Annotated in this window: 22 protein-coding genes; all 22 read left to right on the forward strand. The window is 40.7% G+C overall.

Translation table 11 applies throughout. The features are described from left to right. Positions 1 to 32 precede the first annotated feature (32 nt). The 22 genes from rpoC to rpsH all read left to right on the forward strand — a co-directional run bounded on the left by rpoC (position 33) and on the right by rpsH (position 15,975). The gene (rpoC, locus tag KW850_RS26715) at positions 33 to 3,632 is read left to right on the forward strand and encodes a DNA-directed RNA polymerase subunit beta' (RefSeq protein ID WP_218350782.1); all 3,600 of its coding nucleotides are present in this window, start codon (positions 33 to 35) and stop codon (positions 3,630 to 3,632) included. A gap of 135 nt (positions 3,633 to 3,767) precedes the next feature. Beyond that, a complete protein-coding gene (locus KW850_RS26720; protein WP_218350783.1) occupies positions 3,768 to 4,016 on the forward strand; it encodes a 50S ribosomal protein L7ae-like protein in 249 nt (82 codons plus the stop codon). A 102-nt stretch (positions 4,017 to 4,118) separates the two neighbouring features. Next, entirely contained in the window at positions 4,119 to 4,541 is a 423-nt protein-coding gene (gene rpsL / locus KW850_RS26725; protein WP_026565517.1) for a 30S ribosomal protein S12, read from the forward strand. A gap of 41 nt (positions 4,542 to 4,582) precedes the next feature. Then, entirely contained in the window at positions 4,583 to 5,053 is a 471-nt protein-coding gene (rpsG, locus tag KW850_RS26730; protein WP_218350784.1) for a 30S ribosomal protein S7, read from the forward strand. A 48-nt stretch (positions 5,054 to 5,101) separates the two neighbouring features. Next, a complete protein-coding gene (gene fusA, locus KW850_RS26735; protein ID WP_218350785.1) occupies positions 5,102 to 7,183 on the forward strand; it encodes an elongation factor G in 2,082 nt (693 codons plus the stop codon). A 131-nt stretch (positions 7,184 to 7,314) separates the two neighbouring features. After that, positions 7,315 to 8,502, forward strand: coding sequence for an elongation factor Tu (gene tuf, locus KW850_RS26740; RefSeq protein ID WP_218350786.1), 1,188 nt, complete (start codon positions 7,315 to 7,317; stop codon positions 8,500 to 8,502). A gap of 473 nt (positions 8,503 to 8,975) precedes the next feature. Then, positions 8,976 to 9,284 carry a 30S ribosomal protein S10 gene (rpsJ, locus tag KW850_RS26745; protein WP_026565521.1) on the forward strand — a complete coding sequence of 103 codons (309 nt, stop codon included), beginning with the start codon at positions 8,976 to 8,978 and terminating at the stop codon, positions 9,282 to 9,284. A 37-nt stretch (positions 9,285 to 9,321) separates the two neighbouring features. Beyond that, positions 9,322 to 9,948, forward strand: a complete 627-nt coding sequence (rplC, locus tag KW850_RS26750) for a 50S ribosomal protein L3 (RefSeq protein WP_218350787.1) — start codon at positions 9,322 to 9,324, stop codon at positions 9,946 to 9,948. A gap of 29 nt (positions 9,949 to 9,977) precedes the next feature. Further along, entirely contained in the window at positions 9,978 to 10,601 is a 624-nt protein-coding gene (rplD, locus tag KW850_RS26755) for a 50S ribosomal protein L4 (RefSeq protein WP_218350788.1), read from the forward strand. Next, a complete protein-coding gene (gene rplW, locus KW850_RS26760) occupies positions 10,598 to 10,885 on the forward strand; it encodes a 50S ribosomal protein L23 (protein ID WP_186328910.1) in 288 nt (95 codons plus the stop codon). Before rplD ends, rplW begins: the two co-directional genes overlap by 4 nt. 29 nt (positions 10,886 to 10,914) lie before the next feature. Further along, a complete protein-coding gene (rplB, locus tag KW850_RS26765; RefSeq protein ID WP_218350789.1) occupies positions 10,915 to 11,745 on the forward strand; it encodes a 50S ribosomal protein L2 in 831 nt (276 codons plus the stop codon). Between the two features lie 60 nt (positions 11,746 to 11,805). Further along, positions 11,806 to 12,084, forward strand: a complete 279-nt coding sequence (gene rpsS / locus KW850_RS26770; protein WP_026565526.1) for a 30S ribosomal protein S19 — start codon at positions 11,806 to 11,808, stop codon at positions 12,082 to 12,084. 17 nt (positions 12,085 to 12,101) lie between these two features. Next, the gene (rplV, locus tag KW850_RS26775; RefSeq protein WP_042453964.1) at positions 12,102 to 12,443 is read left to right on the forward strand and encodes a 50S ribosomal protein L22; all 342 of its coding nucleotides are present in this window, start codon (positions 12,102 to 12,104) and stop codon (positions 12,441 to 12,443) included. 3 nt (positions 12,444 to 12,446) lie between these two features. Further along, positions 12,447 to 13,103, forward strand: coding sequence for a 30S ribosomal protein S3 (gene rpsC, locus KW850_RS26780; protein WP_218350790.1), 657 nt, complete (start codon positions 12,447 to 12,449; stop codon positions 13,101 to 13,103). A gap of 1 nt (position 13,104) precedes the next feature. Further along, positions 13,105 to 13,539: a 50S ribosomal protein L16 gene (rplP, locus tag KW850_RS26785; protein WP_026565529.1), complete on the forward strand. Its 435-nt coding sequence runs from the start codon at positions 13,105 to 13,107 to the stop codon at positions 13,537 to 13,539. Continuing rightward, entirely contained in the window at positions 13,529 to 13,729 is a 201-nt protein-coding gene (gene rpmC / locus KW850_RS26790; protein WP_007085282.1) for a 50S ribosomal protein L29, read from the forward strand. The genes rplP and rpmC overlap by 11 nt, the downstream gene beginning before the upstream one ends. Positions 13,730 to 13,751: 22 nt before the next feature. Further along, complete coding sequence (rpsQ, locus tag KW850_RS26795; RefSeq protein WP_144555563.1) at positions 13,752 to 14,015, forward strand: 30S ribosomal protein S17; 264 nt, start codon at positions 13,752 to 13,754, stop codon at positions 14,013 to 14,015. Between the two features lie 40 nt (positions 14,016 to 14,055). Continuing rightward, positions 14,056 to 14,424: a 50S ribosomal protein L14 gene (gene rplN, locus KW850_RS26800; RefSeq protein WP_026565532.1), complete on the forward strand. Its 369-nt coding sequence runs from the start codon at positions 14,056 to 14,058 to the stop codon at positions 14,422 to 14,424. A gap of 36 nt (positions 14,425 to 14,460) precedes the next feature. After that, positions 14,461 to 14,769: a 50S ribosomal protein L24 gene (gene rplX / locus KW850_RS26805; protein WP_218350791.1), complete on the forward strand. Its 309-nt coding sequence runs from the start codon at positions 14,461 to 14,463 to the stop codon at positions 14,767 to 14,769. Between the two features lie 28 nt (positions 14,770 to 14,797). Then, positions 14,798 to 15,337 carry a 50S ribosomal protein L5 gene (gene rplE, locus KW850_RS26810; protein WP_218350792.1) on the forward strand — a complete coding sequence of 180 codons (540 nt, stop codon included), beginning with the start codon at positions 14,798 to 14,800 and terminating at the stop codon, positions 15,335 to 15,337. Between the two features lie 24 nt (positions 15,338 to 15,361). Further along, positions 15,362 to 15,547 carry a 30S ribosomal protein S14 gene (rpsN, locus tag KW850_RS26815; RefSeq protein WP_007085277.1) on the forward strand — a complete coding sequence of 62 codons (186 nt, stop codon included), beginning with the start codon at positions 15,362 to 15,364 and terminating at the stop codon, positions 15,545 to 15,547. A gap of 29 nt (positions 15,548 to 15,576) precedes the next feature. After that, positions 15,577 to 15,975: a 30S ribosomal protein S8 gene (rpsH, locus tag KW850_RS26820; protein WP_218350793.1), complete on the forward strand. Its 399-nt coding sequence runs from the start codon at positions 15,577 to 15,579 to the stop codon at positions 15,973 to 15,975. The last annotated feature ends 18 nt before the right edge of the window (positions 15,976 to 15,993 follow it).

Here is a 15,993-nt window from a genome sequence, read left to right on the forward strand (position 1 = left end):
AACCTGGAGATATCAAAAGGGAGGTAGGCCCCTTGCTAGATGTTAATAATTTTGAGTTTATGAAGATTGGTCTTGCTTCACCGGATAAAATCCGTTCATGGTCTTTCGGAGAAGTCAAAAAACCAGAAACGATTAACTATCGTACATTAAAGCCAGAAAAGGACGGCTTATTCTGTGAACGAATTTTTGGTCCAACGAAGGATTGGGAATGTCATTGTGGAAAGTATAAGCGTGTCCGTTATAAAGGTGTCGTTTGTGACCGCTGTGGTGTAGAAGTCACACGAGCAAAAGTTCGTCGTGAACGAATGGGGCATATTGAGCTTGCTGCGCCAGTTTCACACATCTGGTACTTTAAAGGAATCCCAAGCCGGATGGGACTTGTATTAGACATGTCTCCAAGAGCTTTGGAAGAAATCATCTACTTTGCTTCTTACGTAGTAACGGAATCAGGAGACACAGCTCTTGATAAGAAACAGTTGCTATCTGAAAAAGAATATCGCGCATATCGTGAAAAGTACGGAAACAAATTCCAAGCTGCCATGGGTGCAGAAGCGATTAAAAAACTTCTTTACGATATTGATTTAGACAAAGAAGTAGACGGATTAAAAGAAGAATTAAAAAGCGCACAAGGTCAGCGTCGTACTCGTGCGATCAAACGCCTTGAAGTGTTAGAAGCATTCCGTGGATCTGGAAATGAGCCATCTTGGATGATTCTTGATGTTCTTCCAGTTATCCCTCCAGAACTTCGTCCAATGGTTCAATTGGATGGAGGAAGATTTGCTACATCTGACTTAAACGATCTTTATCGTCGTGTTATTAACCGTAACAACCGCTTAAAACGTTTATTAGATTTAGGTGCACCAAGCATTATTGTTCAGAATGAAAAACGGATGCTTCAAGAAGCTGTCGACGCCTTAATTGACAACGGCCGCCGTGGACGTCCAGTGACAGGGCCGGGTAACCGTCCGTTAAAATCACTATCTCATATGTTAAAAGGGAAACAAGGTCGTTTCCGTCAAAACTTACTTGGAAAACGTGTTGACTATTCAGGCCGTTCTGTTATCGTTGTAGGACCGAACTTGAAGATGTATCAATGCGGACTTCCAAAAGAAATGGCATTAGAACTATTTAAGCCTTTCGTTATGAAGGAATTGGTTGAAAAAGGGTTAGCACATAACATTAAATCTGCTAAACGTAAAATTGAAAGAGTATCTCCAGATGTATGGGATGTACTCGAAGATGTAATTAAAGAGCATCCAGTGTTACTAAACCGTGCCCCTACACTTCATAGACTAGGGATTCAGGCATTTGAGCCAACGCTAGTTGAAGGCAGGGCAATCCGTTTGCATCCACTTGTATGTACAGCATACAATGCCGATTTTGATGGTGACCAAATGGCGGTTCACGTACCGCTTTCTTCAGAGGCTCAAGCAGAAGCAAGACTATTAATGCTTGCAGCACAAAATATCTTAAACCCTAAAGATGGTAAGCCTGTTGTTACTCCTTCCCAGGACATGGTTTTAGGTAACTATTACTTAACGTTGGAAAGAGAAGGCGCAGTCGGCGAGGGTATGATTTTTAAAGACACGAGCGAAGCGATTCTTGCTTATCAAAATGGCTATGTTCATTTGCATACACGTGTTGCTGTCCATGCAGGTTCATTAGGAAATGAAACATTCACAGAAGAACAAAATAATAAGTTATTAATCACGACGGTTGGTAAGCTTATATTTAATGAAATTCTGCCGAAATCATTCCCTTTCATTAATGAACCAACTAGACAGAATTTAGAAGTTGAAACACCAGTAAAATATTTCGTAGAAAAAGGCGAAGACGTTAAGGCGAAGATTCAATCGATGCCATTAATTGATCCGTTTAAAAAGAAAATCCTTGGAAATGTCATTGCTGAAGTATTCAAACGTTTCAAGATTACGGAAACGTCAAAAATGCTTGACCGCATGAAGGACTTAGGCTTTAAACACTCAACAAAAGCAGGTCTTACTGTTGGTGTAGCTGACATTGTCGTACTTCCTGAAAAGCAGGAAATTCTTCACGAAGCACAAGGTAAAGTAGATAGCGTAATGAAGCAATTCAGACGTGGTCTAATTACTGAAGATGAGCGGTACGATCGCGTAATTGCCATCTGGAGTGCTGCAAAAGATACCATTCAAGGAAAACTAATGAAATCGTTGAATAAATCGAATCCAATCTTTATGATGAGTGATTCCGGAGCCCGTGGTAACGCCTCAAACTTTACGCAGCTTGCTGGTATGCGTGGTCTGATGGCCAACCCGGCTGGACGTATCATTGAGTTACCAATTAAATCAAGTTTCCGTGAAGGGTTAACAGTATTAGAGTACTTTATCTCGACACACGGTGCCCGTAAAGGTCTTGCCGATACAGCCCTTAAGACGGCTGACTCAGGTTACTTAACACGTCGACTTGTTGACGTTGCCCAGGATGTCATTGTTCGTGAAGACGACTGTGGAACCGATCGTGGCTTTACAATTAGTGCCTTAAAAGACGGCACTGAGATCATCGAGGGATTAGACGAACGTCTAATTGGCCGCTATGCACGTAAGTCGATCAAACATCCTGAAACAGGTGTAGTTTTAGTACCAGAAAACGGCTTGATTACAGAAGATTTAGCAGAAACGATTGTGAATGCAGGTATTGAGATTGTTAAAATTCGTTCTGCGTTTACATGTAATACTCGTCATGGTGTTTGTAAAAAATGCTATGGTCGAAATCTGGCAACAGGTCAAGAAGTTGAAGTTGGCGAAGCAGTTGGTATTATCGCTGCCCAATCTATCGGTGAGCCAGGTACACAGTTAACCATGCGTACATTCCACACCGGTGGGGTTGCAGGAGACGATATTACACAAGGTTTACCACGTATCCAGGAAATTTTTGAAGCCCGTAACCCTAAAGGTCAAGCGGTTATTTCTGAAATTGATGGTGTTGTTGTTGGTATTAATGAGGGCCGTGACCGCCAGCATGAAATTGTTGTTCAAGGTGAAGTTGAATCGAGAACATACAATGCACCATATACTGCACGCTTGAAAGTGGCTATAAATGACCAGGTAGCACGAGGAGAAGAGTTAACGGAAGGTTCAATTGATCCGAAAGAATTAATTAGAGTCAAAGACGTTACATCTGTCCAAGAGTATTTATTACGTGAAGTTCAAAAAGTTTATCGTATGCAAGGGGTAGAAATTGGCGATAAGCACGTAGAGGTAATGGTTCGTCAAATGTTACGTAAAGTACGTGTTGGTGATGCAGGTGAAACAGATGTACTTCCAGGTACACTTCTGGATATTCACCAGTTTACTGATGCAAACGAAAGGGCATTGTTAGCAGGAAAAATGCCTGCAACAGGACGTCCAGTCTTACTTGGTATTACCAAAGCGTCGCTTGAAACTGATTCATTCCTATCTGCTGCATCATTCCAAGAAACAACAAGAGTTCTTACAGATGCTGCAATCAAAGGCAAGCGCGATGAATTACTCGGCTTAAAAGAAAATGTTATCATTGGTAAGCTTGTACCAGCTGGAACAGGCATGCAGCGCTACCGCAAAGCAGAACCTGTACTTCGTGATACAACTTCCGAAGAAACAGTTACAATTGATTAATTAAAATAAGGGATCTGCTAACTAGCAGATTCCTTATTTTAAGAAAATATTAAATGTGTTGTTGACATTCATTAATTAAGATGTTACTATATCAAAGGTGCTCCTATTCACCTGATACTTTGGAGGATATGAACTATGTCTTATGAAAAAGTATTACAGGCACAAAAGTTCGTTATAGGAACAAAACAAGCAGTAAAGGCACTAAAAGAAGGTAATGTGAGAGAGTTAGTCATAGCTAGCGACGCTGATCCAAAGTTGACAGCGAAAGTAGTTAATGTAGCTCTTGAAATAAATATTCCTATCCTTTATGTGGACTCGATGAAAAAACTCGGGAAAGCATGTGGGATTGAAGTTGGTGCTTCAACTGTTGCAATTATCCGCTAAAAGCTGTTTTTGTAGATTGAATGTCTGCAAAAACTTTGTTTTTGCAAAAAAATGAACCACCTGGATGTGTGGGCTTACAAATAATGAAGGGAGGAAACATAAATGCCTACTATTAACCAATTAGTGCGTAAACCTCGTCAATCTAAAGAGGAAAAGTCAAAATCACCAGCACTTAACAAAGGTTATAACAGCTTCAAAAAATCACAAACCAATGTATCTTCACCACAAAAACGCGGTGTATGTACTCGTGTTGGTACAATGACTCCAAAGAAACCAAACTCAGCGTTACGTAAATATGCTCGTGTACGTTTGACAAATGGTATCGAGGTGACTGCATACATTCCTGGTATCGGACACAACCTTCAAGAGCACAGTGTTGTTCTTATTCGTGGAGGACGTGTAAAAGATTTACCAGGGGTACGTTATCACATCGTACGTGGAGCGCTTGATACAGCTGGTGTTAACAACCGTATGCAAGGTCGTTCTAAATACGGTACTAAGAGACCAAAAGCAGCTAAGAAATAAAAACAACTTAAATAGAAGCTTCTTTGAAAGGAGGAAAAAATATGCCACGTAAAGGTCCTGTAGCAAAGAGAGACGTGTTACCAGATCCACTTTACAATTCAAAATTAGTTACTCGTTTAATCAACAAAATGATGGTTGACGGTAAAAGAGGAAAATCACAAGCAATTCTTTATTCTGCATTTGATTTAATTCGTGAACGCACTGGCAAAGAGCCAATGGAAGTTTTCGAAGCAGCATTAAAGAACATCATGCCTGTACTTGAAGTAAGAGCTCGCCGTGTAGGTGGTGCGAACTACCAAGTACCAGTTGAGGTGCGTCCTGACCGCCGTTCAACTCTTGGTCTTCGTTGGTTAGTGAACTATTCACGTAACCGTGGAGAGAAAACAATGGAAGAGCGTTTAGCTAATGAAATCATGGATGCAGCTAACAACACTGGTGCATCTGTTAAAAAGCGTGAAGATACACACAAAATGGCTGAAGCAAACAAAGCGTTTGCTCACTATCGTTGGTAATCTAACCTTCAATATAAAAACTTTCAAACTAGGAAGGAGAAAGACCCAATGGCAAGAGAGTTCTCCTTAGCAAACACTCGTAATATCGGTATCATGGCTCACATTGATGCCGGTAAAACGACTACCACTGAGCGTGTCCTTTATTACACTGGTCGTATTCACAAGATTGGTGAAACACATGAAGGTGCATCTCAGATGGACTGGATGGAACAAGAACAAGAGCGCGGAATCACAATCACTTCCGCAGCAACAACAGCACAATGGCATGGCCATCGTGTAAACATCATCGATACACCAGGACACGTAGACTTCACAGTTGAAGTTGAACGTTCCCTTCGTGTACTTGATGGTGCAGTAGCAGTACTTGATGCACAATCTGGTGTTGAGCCTCAAACTGAAACAGTTTGGCGCCAAGCAACTACTTACGGTGTACCTCGTGTCGTATTCGTAAACAAGATGGACAAAATTGGAGCTGACTTCTTATATTCTGTAGGAACAATCCATGACCGTCTTCAAGCGAATGCACATCCAATTCAGTTACCTATCGGTGCTGAAGACGAGTTTGAAGCAATCATTGACCTTGTGGAAATGAATGCAGTATTTTACGGGAATGACTTAGGTACTGATATCGAAGTACGTGAGATTCCTGAAGAATACCGTGCTCAAGCTGAAGAATATCGTGAAAAGTTAGTAGAAGCAGTAGCTGAGTTAGATGAAGAATTAATGGAAAAATACCTTGGTGGAGAAGAAATCACTAAAGAAGAGCTAAAAGCAGCGATTCGTAAAGGTACTGTTAATGTAGAATTCTACCCAGTAATCTGTGGATCAGCATTCAAAAACAAAGGTGTTCAGCTAATGTTGGATGCTGTTATCGATTACCTTCCATCACCATTGGATGTACCTGCAATTAAAGGTCATGCAATTGATGATGAAGAGGAAATCATTGAACGTCATTCTAGCGATGAAGAGCCATTCTCTGCTCTTGCATTTAAAGTTATGACTGACCCTTATGTTGGTAAATTAACGTTCTTCCGCGTTTATTCTGGTACTTTAGAGTCTGGATCATATGTTCAAAACTCTACAAAAGGCAAGCGTGAACGTATCGGACGTATCCTTCAAATGCATGCAAATAGCCGTCAAGAAATCTCTAAGGTTTATGCTGGTGACATTGCTGCTGCTGTAGGTTTGAAAGATACAACTACTGGTGATACTCTATGTGATGAGAAAAACCTTGTTATCTTAGAGTCTATGCAATTCCCTGAACCAGTAATCCAACTTTCAGTTGAACCAAAATCAAAAGCAGACCAAGACAAAATGACAACTGCATTGCAAAAGCTTCAAGAAGAAGATCCGACGTTCCGTGCACATACTGACCAGGAAACTGGACAAGTAATCATCGCTGGTATGGGTGAACTTCACCTAGATATCATTGTTGACCGTATGCGTCGTGAATTTAAAGTTGAAGCTAATGTAGGTGCTCCACAGGTTGCCTACCGCGAAACTTTCCGTGCTTCTGCACAAGTTGAAGGTAAATTCGCTCGTCAATCTGGTGGTCGTGGACAATACGGTCACGTTTGGATTGAATTCTCACCTAACGAAGAAGGAAAAGGATTCGAATTTGAAAACGGTATTGTCGGTGGTGTTGTTCCTCGTGAATACATCGCTCCAGTTCAAGCTGGACTTGAAGATGCTCTACAACGTGGTGTTCTTGCTGGATATCCGCTAGTTGATATTAAAGCAAGACTATTTGACGGATCATACCATGATGTTGACTCCTCTGAAATGGCGTTTAAAATTGCCGCATCTATGGCACTTAAAAATGCTGCTTCTAAGTGTAGTCCTGTTATCCTTGAACCGATGATGAGAGTAGAAGTAGTAATCCCAGAAGAATATCTTGGAGATATCATGGGACAAATCACTGCTCGCCGTGGTCGTGTAGAAGGTATGGAAGCGCGTGGTAATGCACAGGTTGTTCGTTCAATGGTTCCACTTTCAGAAATGTTTGGTTATGCAACTGCACTTCGTTCTAGTACACAAGGACGTGGAGTATTCTCCATGCACTTCGATCACTATGAAGAAGTACCAAAATCAGTTTCTGAAGAAATCATCAAAAAAAATAAAGGTGAATAATTGATTTTCATCTTTTGATAAAGTATAACTACTATTGTAAGCAGTGGAAGCCGTGAGATTGGGACAACCTCATTCACGGCTTACATAAAAAACTATAATTAAATTTTTATAATTTAGAGGAGGATTTCCTAATGGGTAAAGCTAAATTCGACCGTTCAAAGCCACACGTTAACATTGGTACAATCGGACACGTTGACCATGGTAAAACAACTTTAACAGCTGCAATCACTTCTGTACTTGCTAAATCTGGTAAAGCAGAAGCTCGTGCATACGATCAAATCGATGGTGCACCAGAAGAAAAAGAACGTGGTATCACAATCTCTACAGCACACGTTGAGTATGAAACAGATCTTCGTCACTATGCACACGTTGACTGCCCAGGACACGCTGACTATGTTAAAAACATGATCACTGGTGCTGCGCAAATGGACGGCGGTATTCTAGTTGTATCTGCAACTGATGGTCCAATGCCACAAACTCGTGAGCACATCCTTCTTTCTCGTCAGGTAGGCGTACCTTACCTTGTTGTATTCATGAACAAATGTGATATGGTTGACGATGAAGAACTTCTTGAATTAGTAGAAATGGAAATTCGTGATCTATTATCAGAATACGATTTCCCTGGCGATGACACTCCAGTTATCAAAGGTTCTGCTCTTAAAGCATTAGAAGGCGAAGCTGCTTGGGAAGAAAAAATCTTTGAACTTATGACTGCTGTTGATGAGTTCATCCCAACTCCAACTCGTGACACTGATAAGCCATTCATGATGCCTGTTGAGGATGTATTCTCAATCACTGGCCGTGGAACTGTTGCTACAGGACGTGTTGAGCGTGGTGTAGTTAAAGTTGGTGACGTAGTTGAAATCGTAGGTTTCACTGAAGAGCCAAAATCTACTACTGTAACAGGTGTAGAAATGTTCCGTAAGCTTCTTGACTTCGCTGAAGCAGGAGACAACATCGGTGCGCTTCTTCGTGGTGTAGCACGTGAAGATATCGAACGTGGTCAAGTATTGGCTAAACCAAAGTCAATCACTCCACACACAAAGTTCAAAGCACAAGTTTACGTATTATCAAAAGAAGAGGGTGGACGTCACACTCCATTCTTCTCTAACTACCGTCCACAATTCTATTTCCGTACTTCTGACATCACTGGTATTTGTATGCTTCCAGAAGGTACTGAAATGGTTATGCCTGGGGACCACATCGAAATGACTGTTGAACTTATCGCTCCAATCGCGATCGAAGAAGGAACTAAGTTCTCAATTCGTGAAGGTGGACGTACAGTAGGTTCAGGTTCAATCACAACTATTACTGAGTAATTGAACGCAACAGCAATTAACATTGCTGAGCTGGACAATGATCATAATTAAGAAAGCAGATGGATGACGATCCATCTGCTTTTTTGTTGTTTAAAATAAATTAAATCCGAGTTTCTTCTATATATAAGGAGTTGTAATAATTAAATAAAATCAGTCCGTTGCAGATGGCGCAATCCAAAATGATTGCTGCCCCTTTTTAAATTAGGATATTTCTGGAGTTTCATAATAAGTGTTGAAAAAGAATATATCAGCCGCTATAATAGGAAAAGTGTTCGAAACAGAAACATAAAAAAAAATCGTGATAGGTGTTGCGTTTGCTTTATGTTTTATGTATAATAGACAATGTTGGTCTTTGACTGCGATGATGTGAAAGGTTGCTGACACACCCGGCCGCTTTGCCATGGCGAGTGTGTGAGGGAAATTTTCACTGAGAATGTCTATTTAGAAAATAGGCGAATAAAGGAGGGAAAATAATGGCAAAACAAAAAATTCGTATCCGTTTAAAAGCGTATGATCACAGAATTCTTGATCAATCTGCAGAAAAAATCGTTGAAACAGCAAAACGTTCTGGTGCGGCAGTTTCTGGTCCAATTCCGTTACCAACTGAAAAAACTGTTTACACAATTCTTCGTGCGGTCCATAAGTACAAAGATTCTCGTGAGCAATTCGAACAACGGACACATAAGCGTCTAATCGACATCGTTAACCCAACTCCACAAACAGTTGATGCGTTAATGCGTTTAGATTTACCATCTGGTGTTGATATTGAAATTAAACTTTAATCAAAATAAATGATAAATAATTTAGGAGGTGTGACTAATGACCAAAGGAATCTTAGGAAGAAAGATTGGTATGACTCAAGTATTTGCTAGTAACGGCAACTTAATTCCTGTAACTGTAGTTGAGGTAGCTCCAAACGTAGTTCTTCAAAAGAAATCTGTTGAAAGTGACGGTTATGTTGCTGTTCAAGTTGGTTTTGAAGACAAACGTGAAAAGTTAGCTAACAAACCAGAAAAAGGCCATGTTGCTAAAGCTAATACTGCTCCTAAGCGCTTCGTTCGCGAATTCCGCGGAGATGACTTAGCAAGCTATGAAGTTGGTCAAGAAGTCAAAGTTGATATTTTCGCTGCTGGAGATATCGTAGATGTAACAGGAATCTCAAAGGGTAAAGGTTTCCAAGGTGTTATCAAACGCCACGGACAATCACGCGGCCCAATGGCTCACGGTTCTCGTTATCACCGTCGTCCAGGTTCAATGGGACCTGTTGCTCCAAACCGCGTTTTCAAAGGTAAATTATTACCAGGACGTATGGGTGGAGAACAAATCACTGTACAAAACCTTGAAATCGTTAAGGTTGATACAGAACGTAACTTACTTTTAATCAAAGGTAATGTACCAGGCCCTAAAAAAGCTTTATTAAAAATTAAAGGTGCAATTAAAGCATAGTCACCCTTTAAGAAAGGAGGAACAAAAGAATGCCTAAAGTAGCATTATTAAACCAAGCTGGATCACAAGTTGGCGATATCGAACTTAATGATTCTGTATTTGGTATTGAGCCTAACCAACACGTATTATTTGAAGCAATCATTATGCAAAGAGCTTCATTACGTCAAGGTACTCATAAAACTAAAATTCGTTCTGAAGTACGCGGCGGTGGTCGTAAGCCATGGCGTCAAAAAGGAACTGGACGTGCTCGTCAAGGGTCTATCCGTTCTCCACAATGGCGCGGAGGTGGTACTGTATTCGGTCCAACACCACGCAGCTACGCTTATAAATTACCAAAAAAGGTTCGTCGTTTAGCAATCAAATCTGCACTTTCTTCTAAAGTATTAGAAGAGAACATCTTAGTGTTAGATCTTTTAACTTTCGATGCTCCGAAAACAAAAGAATTCAAGACTGTTTTAAATGGTCTATCTGTTGATAAAAAAGCGTTAATCGTTACTGCAGATCTTGAAGAAAATGTAGCATTATCTGCTCGCAACATTCCTGGAGTTACAGTAGTAACTGCTGACGGAATTAACGTATTAGATGTTGTTAATCATGATAAATTAATCATGACTAAAGCAGCGGTTGAAAAAGTAGAGGAGGTGCTTGCATAATGGATGCACGCGATATCATTAAGCGCCCCGTTATCACTGAACGTTCAACTGACCTAATGGCTGAGAAAAAATATACTTTTGAAGTAGATGTTAAAGCTAACAAAACTCAAGTTAAAGATGCTATTGAAGAAATCTTTAGCGTTGATGTTGAAAAAGTAAACATCATGAACTACAAAGGTAAATTCAAGCGCATGGGGAAATTCGGTGGTTACACAAACAAACGTCGTAAAGCAATTGTAAAATTAACTGCTGATAGCAAAGAAATCGAATTCTTTGAAGCATAAGAACCTATCAAGAAGAGGAGGGAAATAAAATGGCGATTAAAAAGTACAAACCTACCTCCAATGGTCGTCGTGGAATGACTACTTCTGATTTCGCAGAAATCACAACTAGTACTCCAGAAAAATCTCTTTTAGCTCCGTTAAAGAGCAAAGGCGGCCGTAATAACCAAGGTAAGTTAACTGTTCGTCATCAAGGTGGCGGCCATAAGCGTCAATATCGTTTAATTGATTTTAAACGTAACAAAGATGGCATTCCAGGACGCGTTGCTACAATCGAGTACGATCCAAACCGTTCTGCTAATATCGCATTAATCAATTACGTGGATGGAGAAAAGCGTTATATCTTAGCTCCTAAAAACCTAGTAGTTGGCATGGAAGTTATGTCTGGCCCTGAGGCAGATATTAAAGTGGGTAACGCACTTCCACTAGCAAACATTCCTGTTGGTACTGTGGTACACAACATCGAATTAAAACCAGGAAAAGGCGGCCAGTTAGTTCGTTCTGCTGGAACAAGCGCACAAGTACTTGGTAAAGAAGGTAAATACGTATTAGTACGTTTAAATTCTGGTGAGGTTCGTATGATTCTTGCTGAATGCCGTGCAACAATCGGGCAAGTAGGTAATGAACAACACGAATTAATCAACATTGGTAAAGCAGGTCGTTCTCGCTGGTTAGGCAAACGCCCAACAGTTCGTGGATCTGTAATGAACCCTAACGATCACCCACACGGTGGTGGTGAAGGACGTTCGCCAATCGGACGTAAATCACCTATGTCTCCTTGGGGTAAACCAACTCTTGGATTCAAAACTCGTAAGAAGAAGAACAAATCAGATAAATTCATCGTACGTCGTCGTAAAAAATAACGTGATTCTCCTACGGTTCAAAGAAAGAACCGTAGAACAGTCACGAAGGGAGGTTCCTTCATGGGTCGCAGCTTAAAAAAAGGACCATTTGTTGATGATCATTTAATGGTTAAGGTAGAAAAGTTGAACGAAACTGAAAGCAAACAAGTTATTAAAACTTGGTCACGTCGTTCTACGATCTTCCCACAATTTATTGGCCACACTATCGCAGTTTATGATGGTCGCAAACATGTGCCTGTATATGTTACTGAAGACATGGTAGGACACAAGCTTGGAGAGTTTGCTCCAACTCGTGCTTACAAGGGCCATGGTAATGATGACAAGAAAACAAGACGTTAAGAGAGGAGGGCATCCAAATGCAAGCTAAAGCTGTTGCAAGAACAGTTCGTATTGCTCCTCGTAAAGCACGTTTAGTCGTTGATTTAATCCGAGGTAAGCAAGTTGGTGAAGCTGTGGCGATTTTAAATCTCACTCCTAAGGCTGCTTCTCCAATCGTAGAAAAAGTATTAAAATCAGCTATGGCAAACGCTGAGCACAACTATGAAATGGACGTTAACAATCTAGTTGTTGCACAAGCATTTGTTGACGAAGGACCAACTTTAAAACGTTTCCGTCCTCGCGCAATGGGCCGTGCAAGCCAAATCAACAAACGCACTAGCCACATCACAATCGTATTATCAGAAAAGAAGGAGGGATAAGCTGTGGGTCAAAAAGTAAATCCTGTCGGTTTGCGTATTGGAATCATCCGTGATTGGGAATCTAAATGGTACGCAGGCAAAGACTTCGCTACTCTTTTACACGAAGACCTTAAAATTCGTGAATACATCACGAAGCGTTTAAAAGATGCTTCTGTTTCTAAAGTAGAAATCGAACGTGCTGCAAACCGTGTAAACGTAACAGTGCATACAGCTAAGCCTGGTATGGTTATTGGTAAAGGCGGTACTGAAGTCGAAGCACTTCGTAAAGCATTAAATCAATTAACTGGCAAACGAGTTCACATCAACATCCTTGAAATCAAGAGAGCTGACGTTGATGCTAAATTAGTTGCTGAAAATATCGCTCGTCAATTAGAAAACCGTGTATCTTTCCGTCGTGCACAAAAGCAAGCTATTCAACGTGCTATGCGCGCTGGTTCAAAAGGTATCAAAACACAAGTATCTGGTCGTCTTGGCGGTGCAGATATCGCTCGTGCTGAACATTACAGCGAAGGAACTGTTCCACTTCATACACTTCGCGCTGATATCGACTATGCTACTGCTGAAGCCGATACTACTTATGGTAAGCTAGGCGTAAAAGTATGGATCTATAAGGGAGAAGTCCTTCCTACTAAGAAGAAAACCGTGGAAGGAGGCAAATAATATGTTATTGCCAAAACGCGTAAAATATCGCCGTCAACACCGTGGTAACATGCGTGGTAACGCAAAAGGCGGTACAGAAGTGACATTCGGTGAATTCGGCCTACAAGCTCTAGAAGCTTCATGGATTACGAATCGCCAAATCGAAGCAGCACGTATTGCGATGACACGTTACATGAAACGTGGCGGTAAAGTTTGGATTAAAATTTTCCCTCACAAGCCTTACACTGCTAAACCACTAGAAGTACGGATGGGTTCCGGTAAAGGGGCACCTGAAGGTTGGGTAGCTGTTGTTAAGCCTGGAAAAATCATGTTCGAAATCGCTGGTGTTTCTGAAGAGATCGCTCGTGAAGCACTTCGACTTGCAATGCACAAACTTCCTGTAAAGTGTAAGTTTGTAAAACGAGAAGAAATTGGTGGTGAATCAAATGAAAGCTAATGAACTTCGTGACCTTACCACTGCTGAAATTGAACAAAAAGTAAAATCATTAAAAGAAGAACTTTTCAACCTTCGCTTTCAATTGGCGACAGGACAACTTGAAAACACAGCTCGCATTCGTGAAGTACGTAAAGCGATCGCTCGTATGAAAACAGTTGTTCGTGAAAGAGAAATCAGCGTTAACAAGTGATTATTGAAGGGAGGTTCACACAATGAGTGAACGTAACCAACGTAAAGTTTACACAGGACGCGTTGTTTCTGACAAGATGGACAAAACAGTTACAGTACTTGTTGAAACACACAAAAAGCATTCTTTATATGGTAAACGCGTTAAGTATTCTAAAAAGTATAAAGCTCATGATGAGCAAAACGAAGCAAAAATTGGCGATGTAGTACGTATCATGGAAACTCGTCCGCTTTCAGCTACTAAGCGTTTCCGTTTAGTTGAAGTTGTAGAAAAAGCAGTTATTATTTAATTGTTCGGATTAAGCTTCATTCCGAAGGGAGGTTACACACATGATTCAACAAGAATCACGTTTAAAAGTTGCTGACAACTCTGGTGCTCGTGAGGTACTTACGATTAAAGTTCTTGGTGGTTCAGGTCGCAAATTTGCTGGTATTGGTGATGTTATCGTCTGCACAGTAAAACAAGCAACACCAGGTGGCGTTGTCAAAAAAGGTGACGTAGTTAAAGCAGTTATTGTTCGTACAAAGAGCGGTGCTCGTCGTCCAGACGGTTCTTACATTCGTTTTGATGAAAACGCATGTGTAATTATCAAAGATGATAAGAGCCCACGCGGAACTCGTATCTTCGGACCAGTTGCCCGCGAACTTCGCGACAACAACTTTATGAAAATCGTTTCTCTTGCTCCAGAAGTATTATAATTTTAAAATCAATTGCCTTTAAGGAGGTGCGCACAGATGCATGTAAAAAAAGGTGATAAAGTAAAAGTCATCTCTGGCAAGGATAAAGGCAAAACAGGTGTGATCCTAGCTGCTTATCCTAAAGATAGCCGTGTACTAGTTGAAGGTGTTAACATTGTGAAAAAACACTCTAAACCTTCTCAAGTGAATCCACAAGGCGGAATTATCAGCTTTGAGGCTCCTATTCATGTATCAAACGTTATGCCTATCGATCCTAAAACTGGTAACCCAACTCGTGTAGGTTCCACAACGGTTGATGGCAAGAAAGTACGCGTAGCAAAATCCGGTGAAGTTTTAGATAAATAGTTTAAAATTAAGAAGGGAGGTACAATAAGTGAACCGCCTAAAAGAAAAATTTGTAAAAGAAGTTACACCTGCTCTTATGAGCAAGTTCAACTATAAATCAATTATGGAAGTTCCTAAACTTGAGAAAATCGTCGTGAATATGGGCGTTGGTGACGCAGTTGCAAACGCAAAAGCACTCGATAACGCAGTTGAAGAACTTGCAACAATCACAGGTCAAAAGCCTGTCGTTACACGTGCGAAAAAATCTATCGCTGGCTTCCGTCTTCGTGAAGGTATGCCGATCGGTGCTAAGGTTACTCTTCGCGGTGAACGCATGTACGAATTCTTGGATAAATTAGTTTCGGTTTCATTACCTCGTGTACGTGACTTCCGTGGTATCTCTAAAAAGGCTTTCGACGGTCGCGGTAACTACACTTTAGGTATCAAAGAACAATTAATCTTCCCTGAAATTGATTACGATAAAGTAAGCAAAGTTCGTGGTATGGATATCGTTATCGTAACGACTGCAAAAACTGATGAAGAATCTCGTGAACTTTTAACTCAATTTGGAATGCCATTCCAAAAGTAATCCTTAAATAAGGGAGGCGAAAACGTGGCTAAAAAGTCAATGATTGCGAAACAACAACGCACGCCTAAATTCAAAGTACAAGAGTATACACGCTGCGAACGTTGTGGTCGTCCACACTCTGTATATCGTAAATTTAAGCTTTGCCGTATTTGTTTCCGTGAATTAGCATACAAAGGACAAATTCCTGGTGTCAAAAAAGCTAGCTGGTAAAACCCAAGTCTGGGAAGGAGGTAAAAATAATGGTCATGACAGATCCAATTGCTGATATGCTTACTCGCATTCGTAATGCGAACATGGTGCGTCACGAAAAGTTAGAAGTGCCTGCTTCTAATATGAAAAAAGAAATCGCTGAAATTTTAAAGCGCGAAGGTTTCGTACGTGACGTCGAATTTATCGAAGACAACAAACAAGGTATCATCCGTATCTTCTTAAAATACGGTGCTAGTAACGAACGTGTTATTACTGGTCTTAAGCGCATAAGCAAGCCTGGACTTAGAGTTTACGCAAAATCAACTGAGGTACCACGCGTTCTTAACGGTCTTGGTATCGCATTAGTATCAACATCACAAGGTGTTATTACAGATAAAGAAGCTCGTGCAAAACAAATCGGCGGAGAAGTATTAGCTTACGTTTGGTAATTGAGCTTTTGAATGAAT

It is taken from the genome of Bacillus sp. sid0103 (assembly GCF_019219025.1).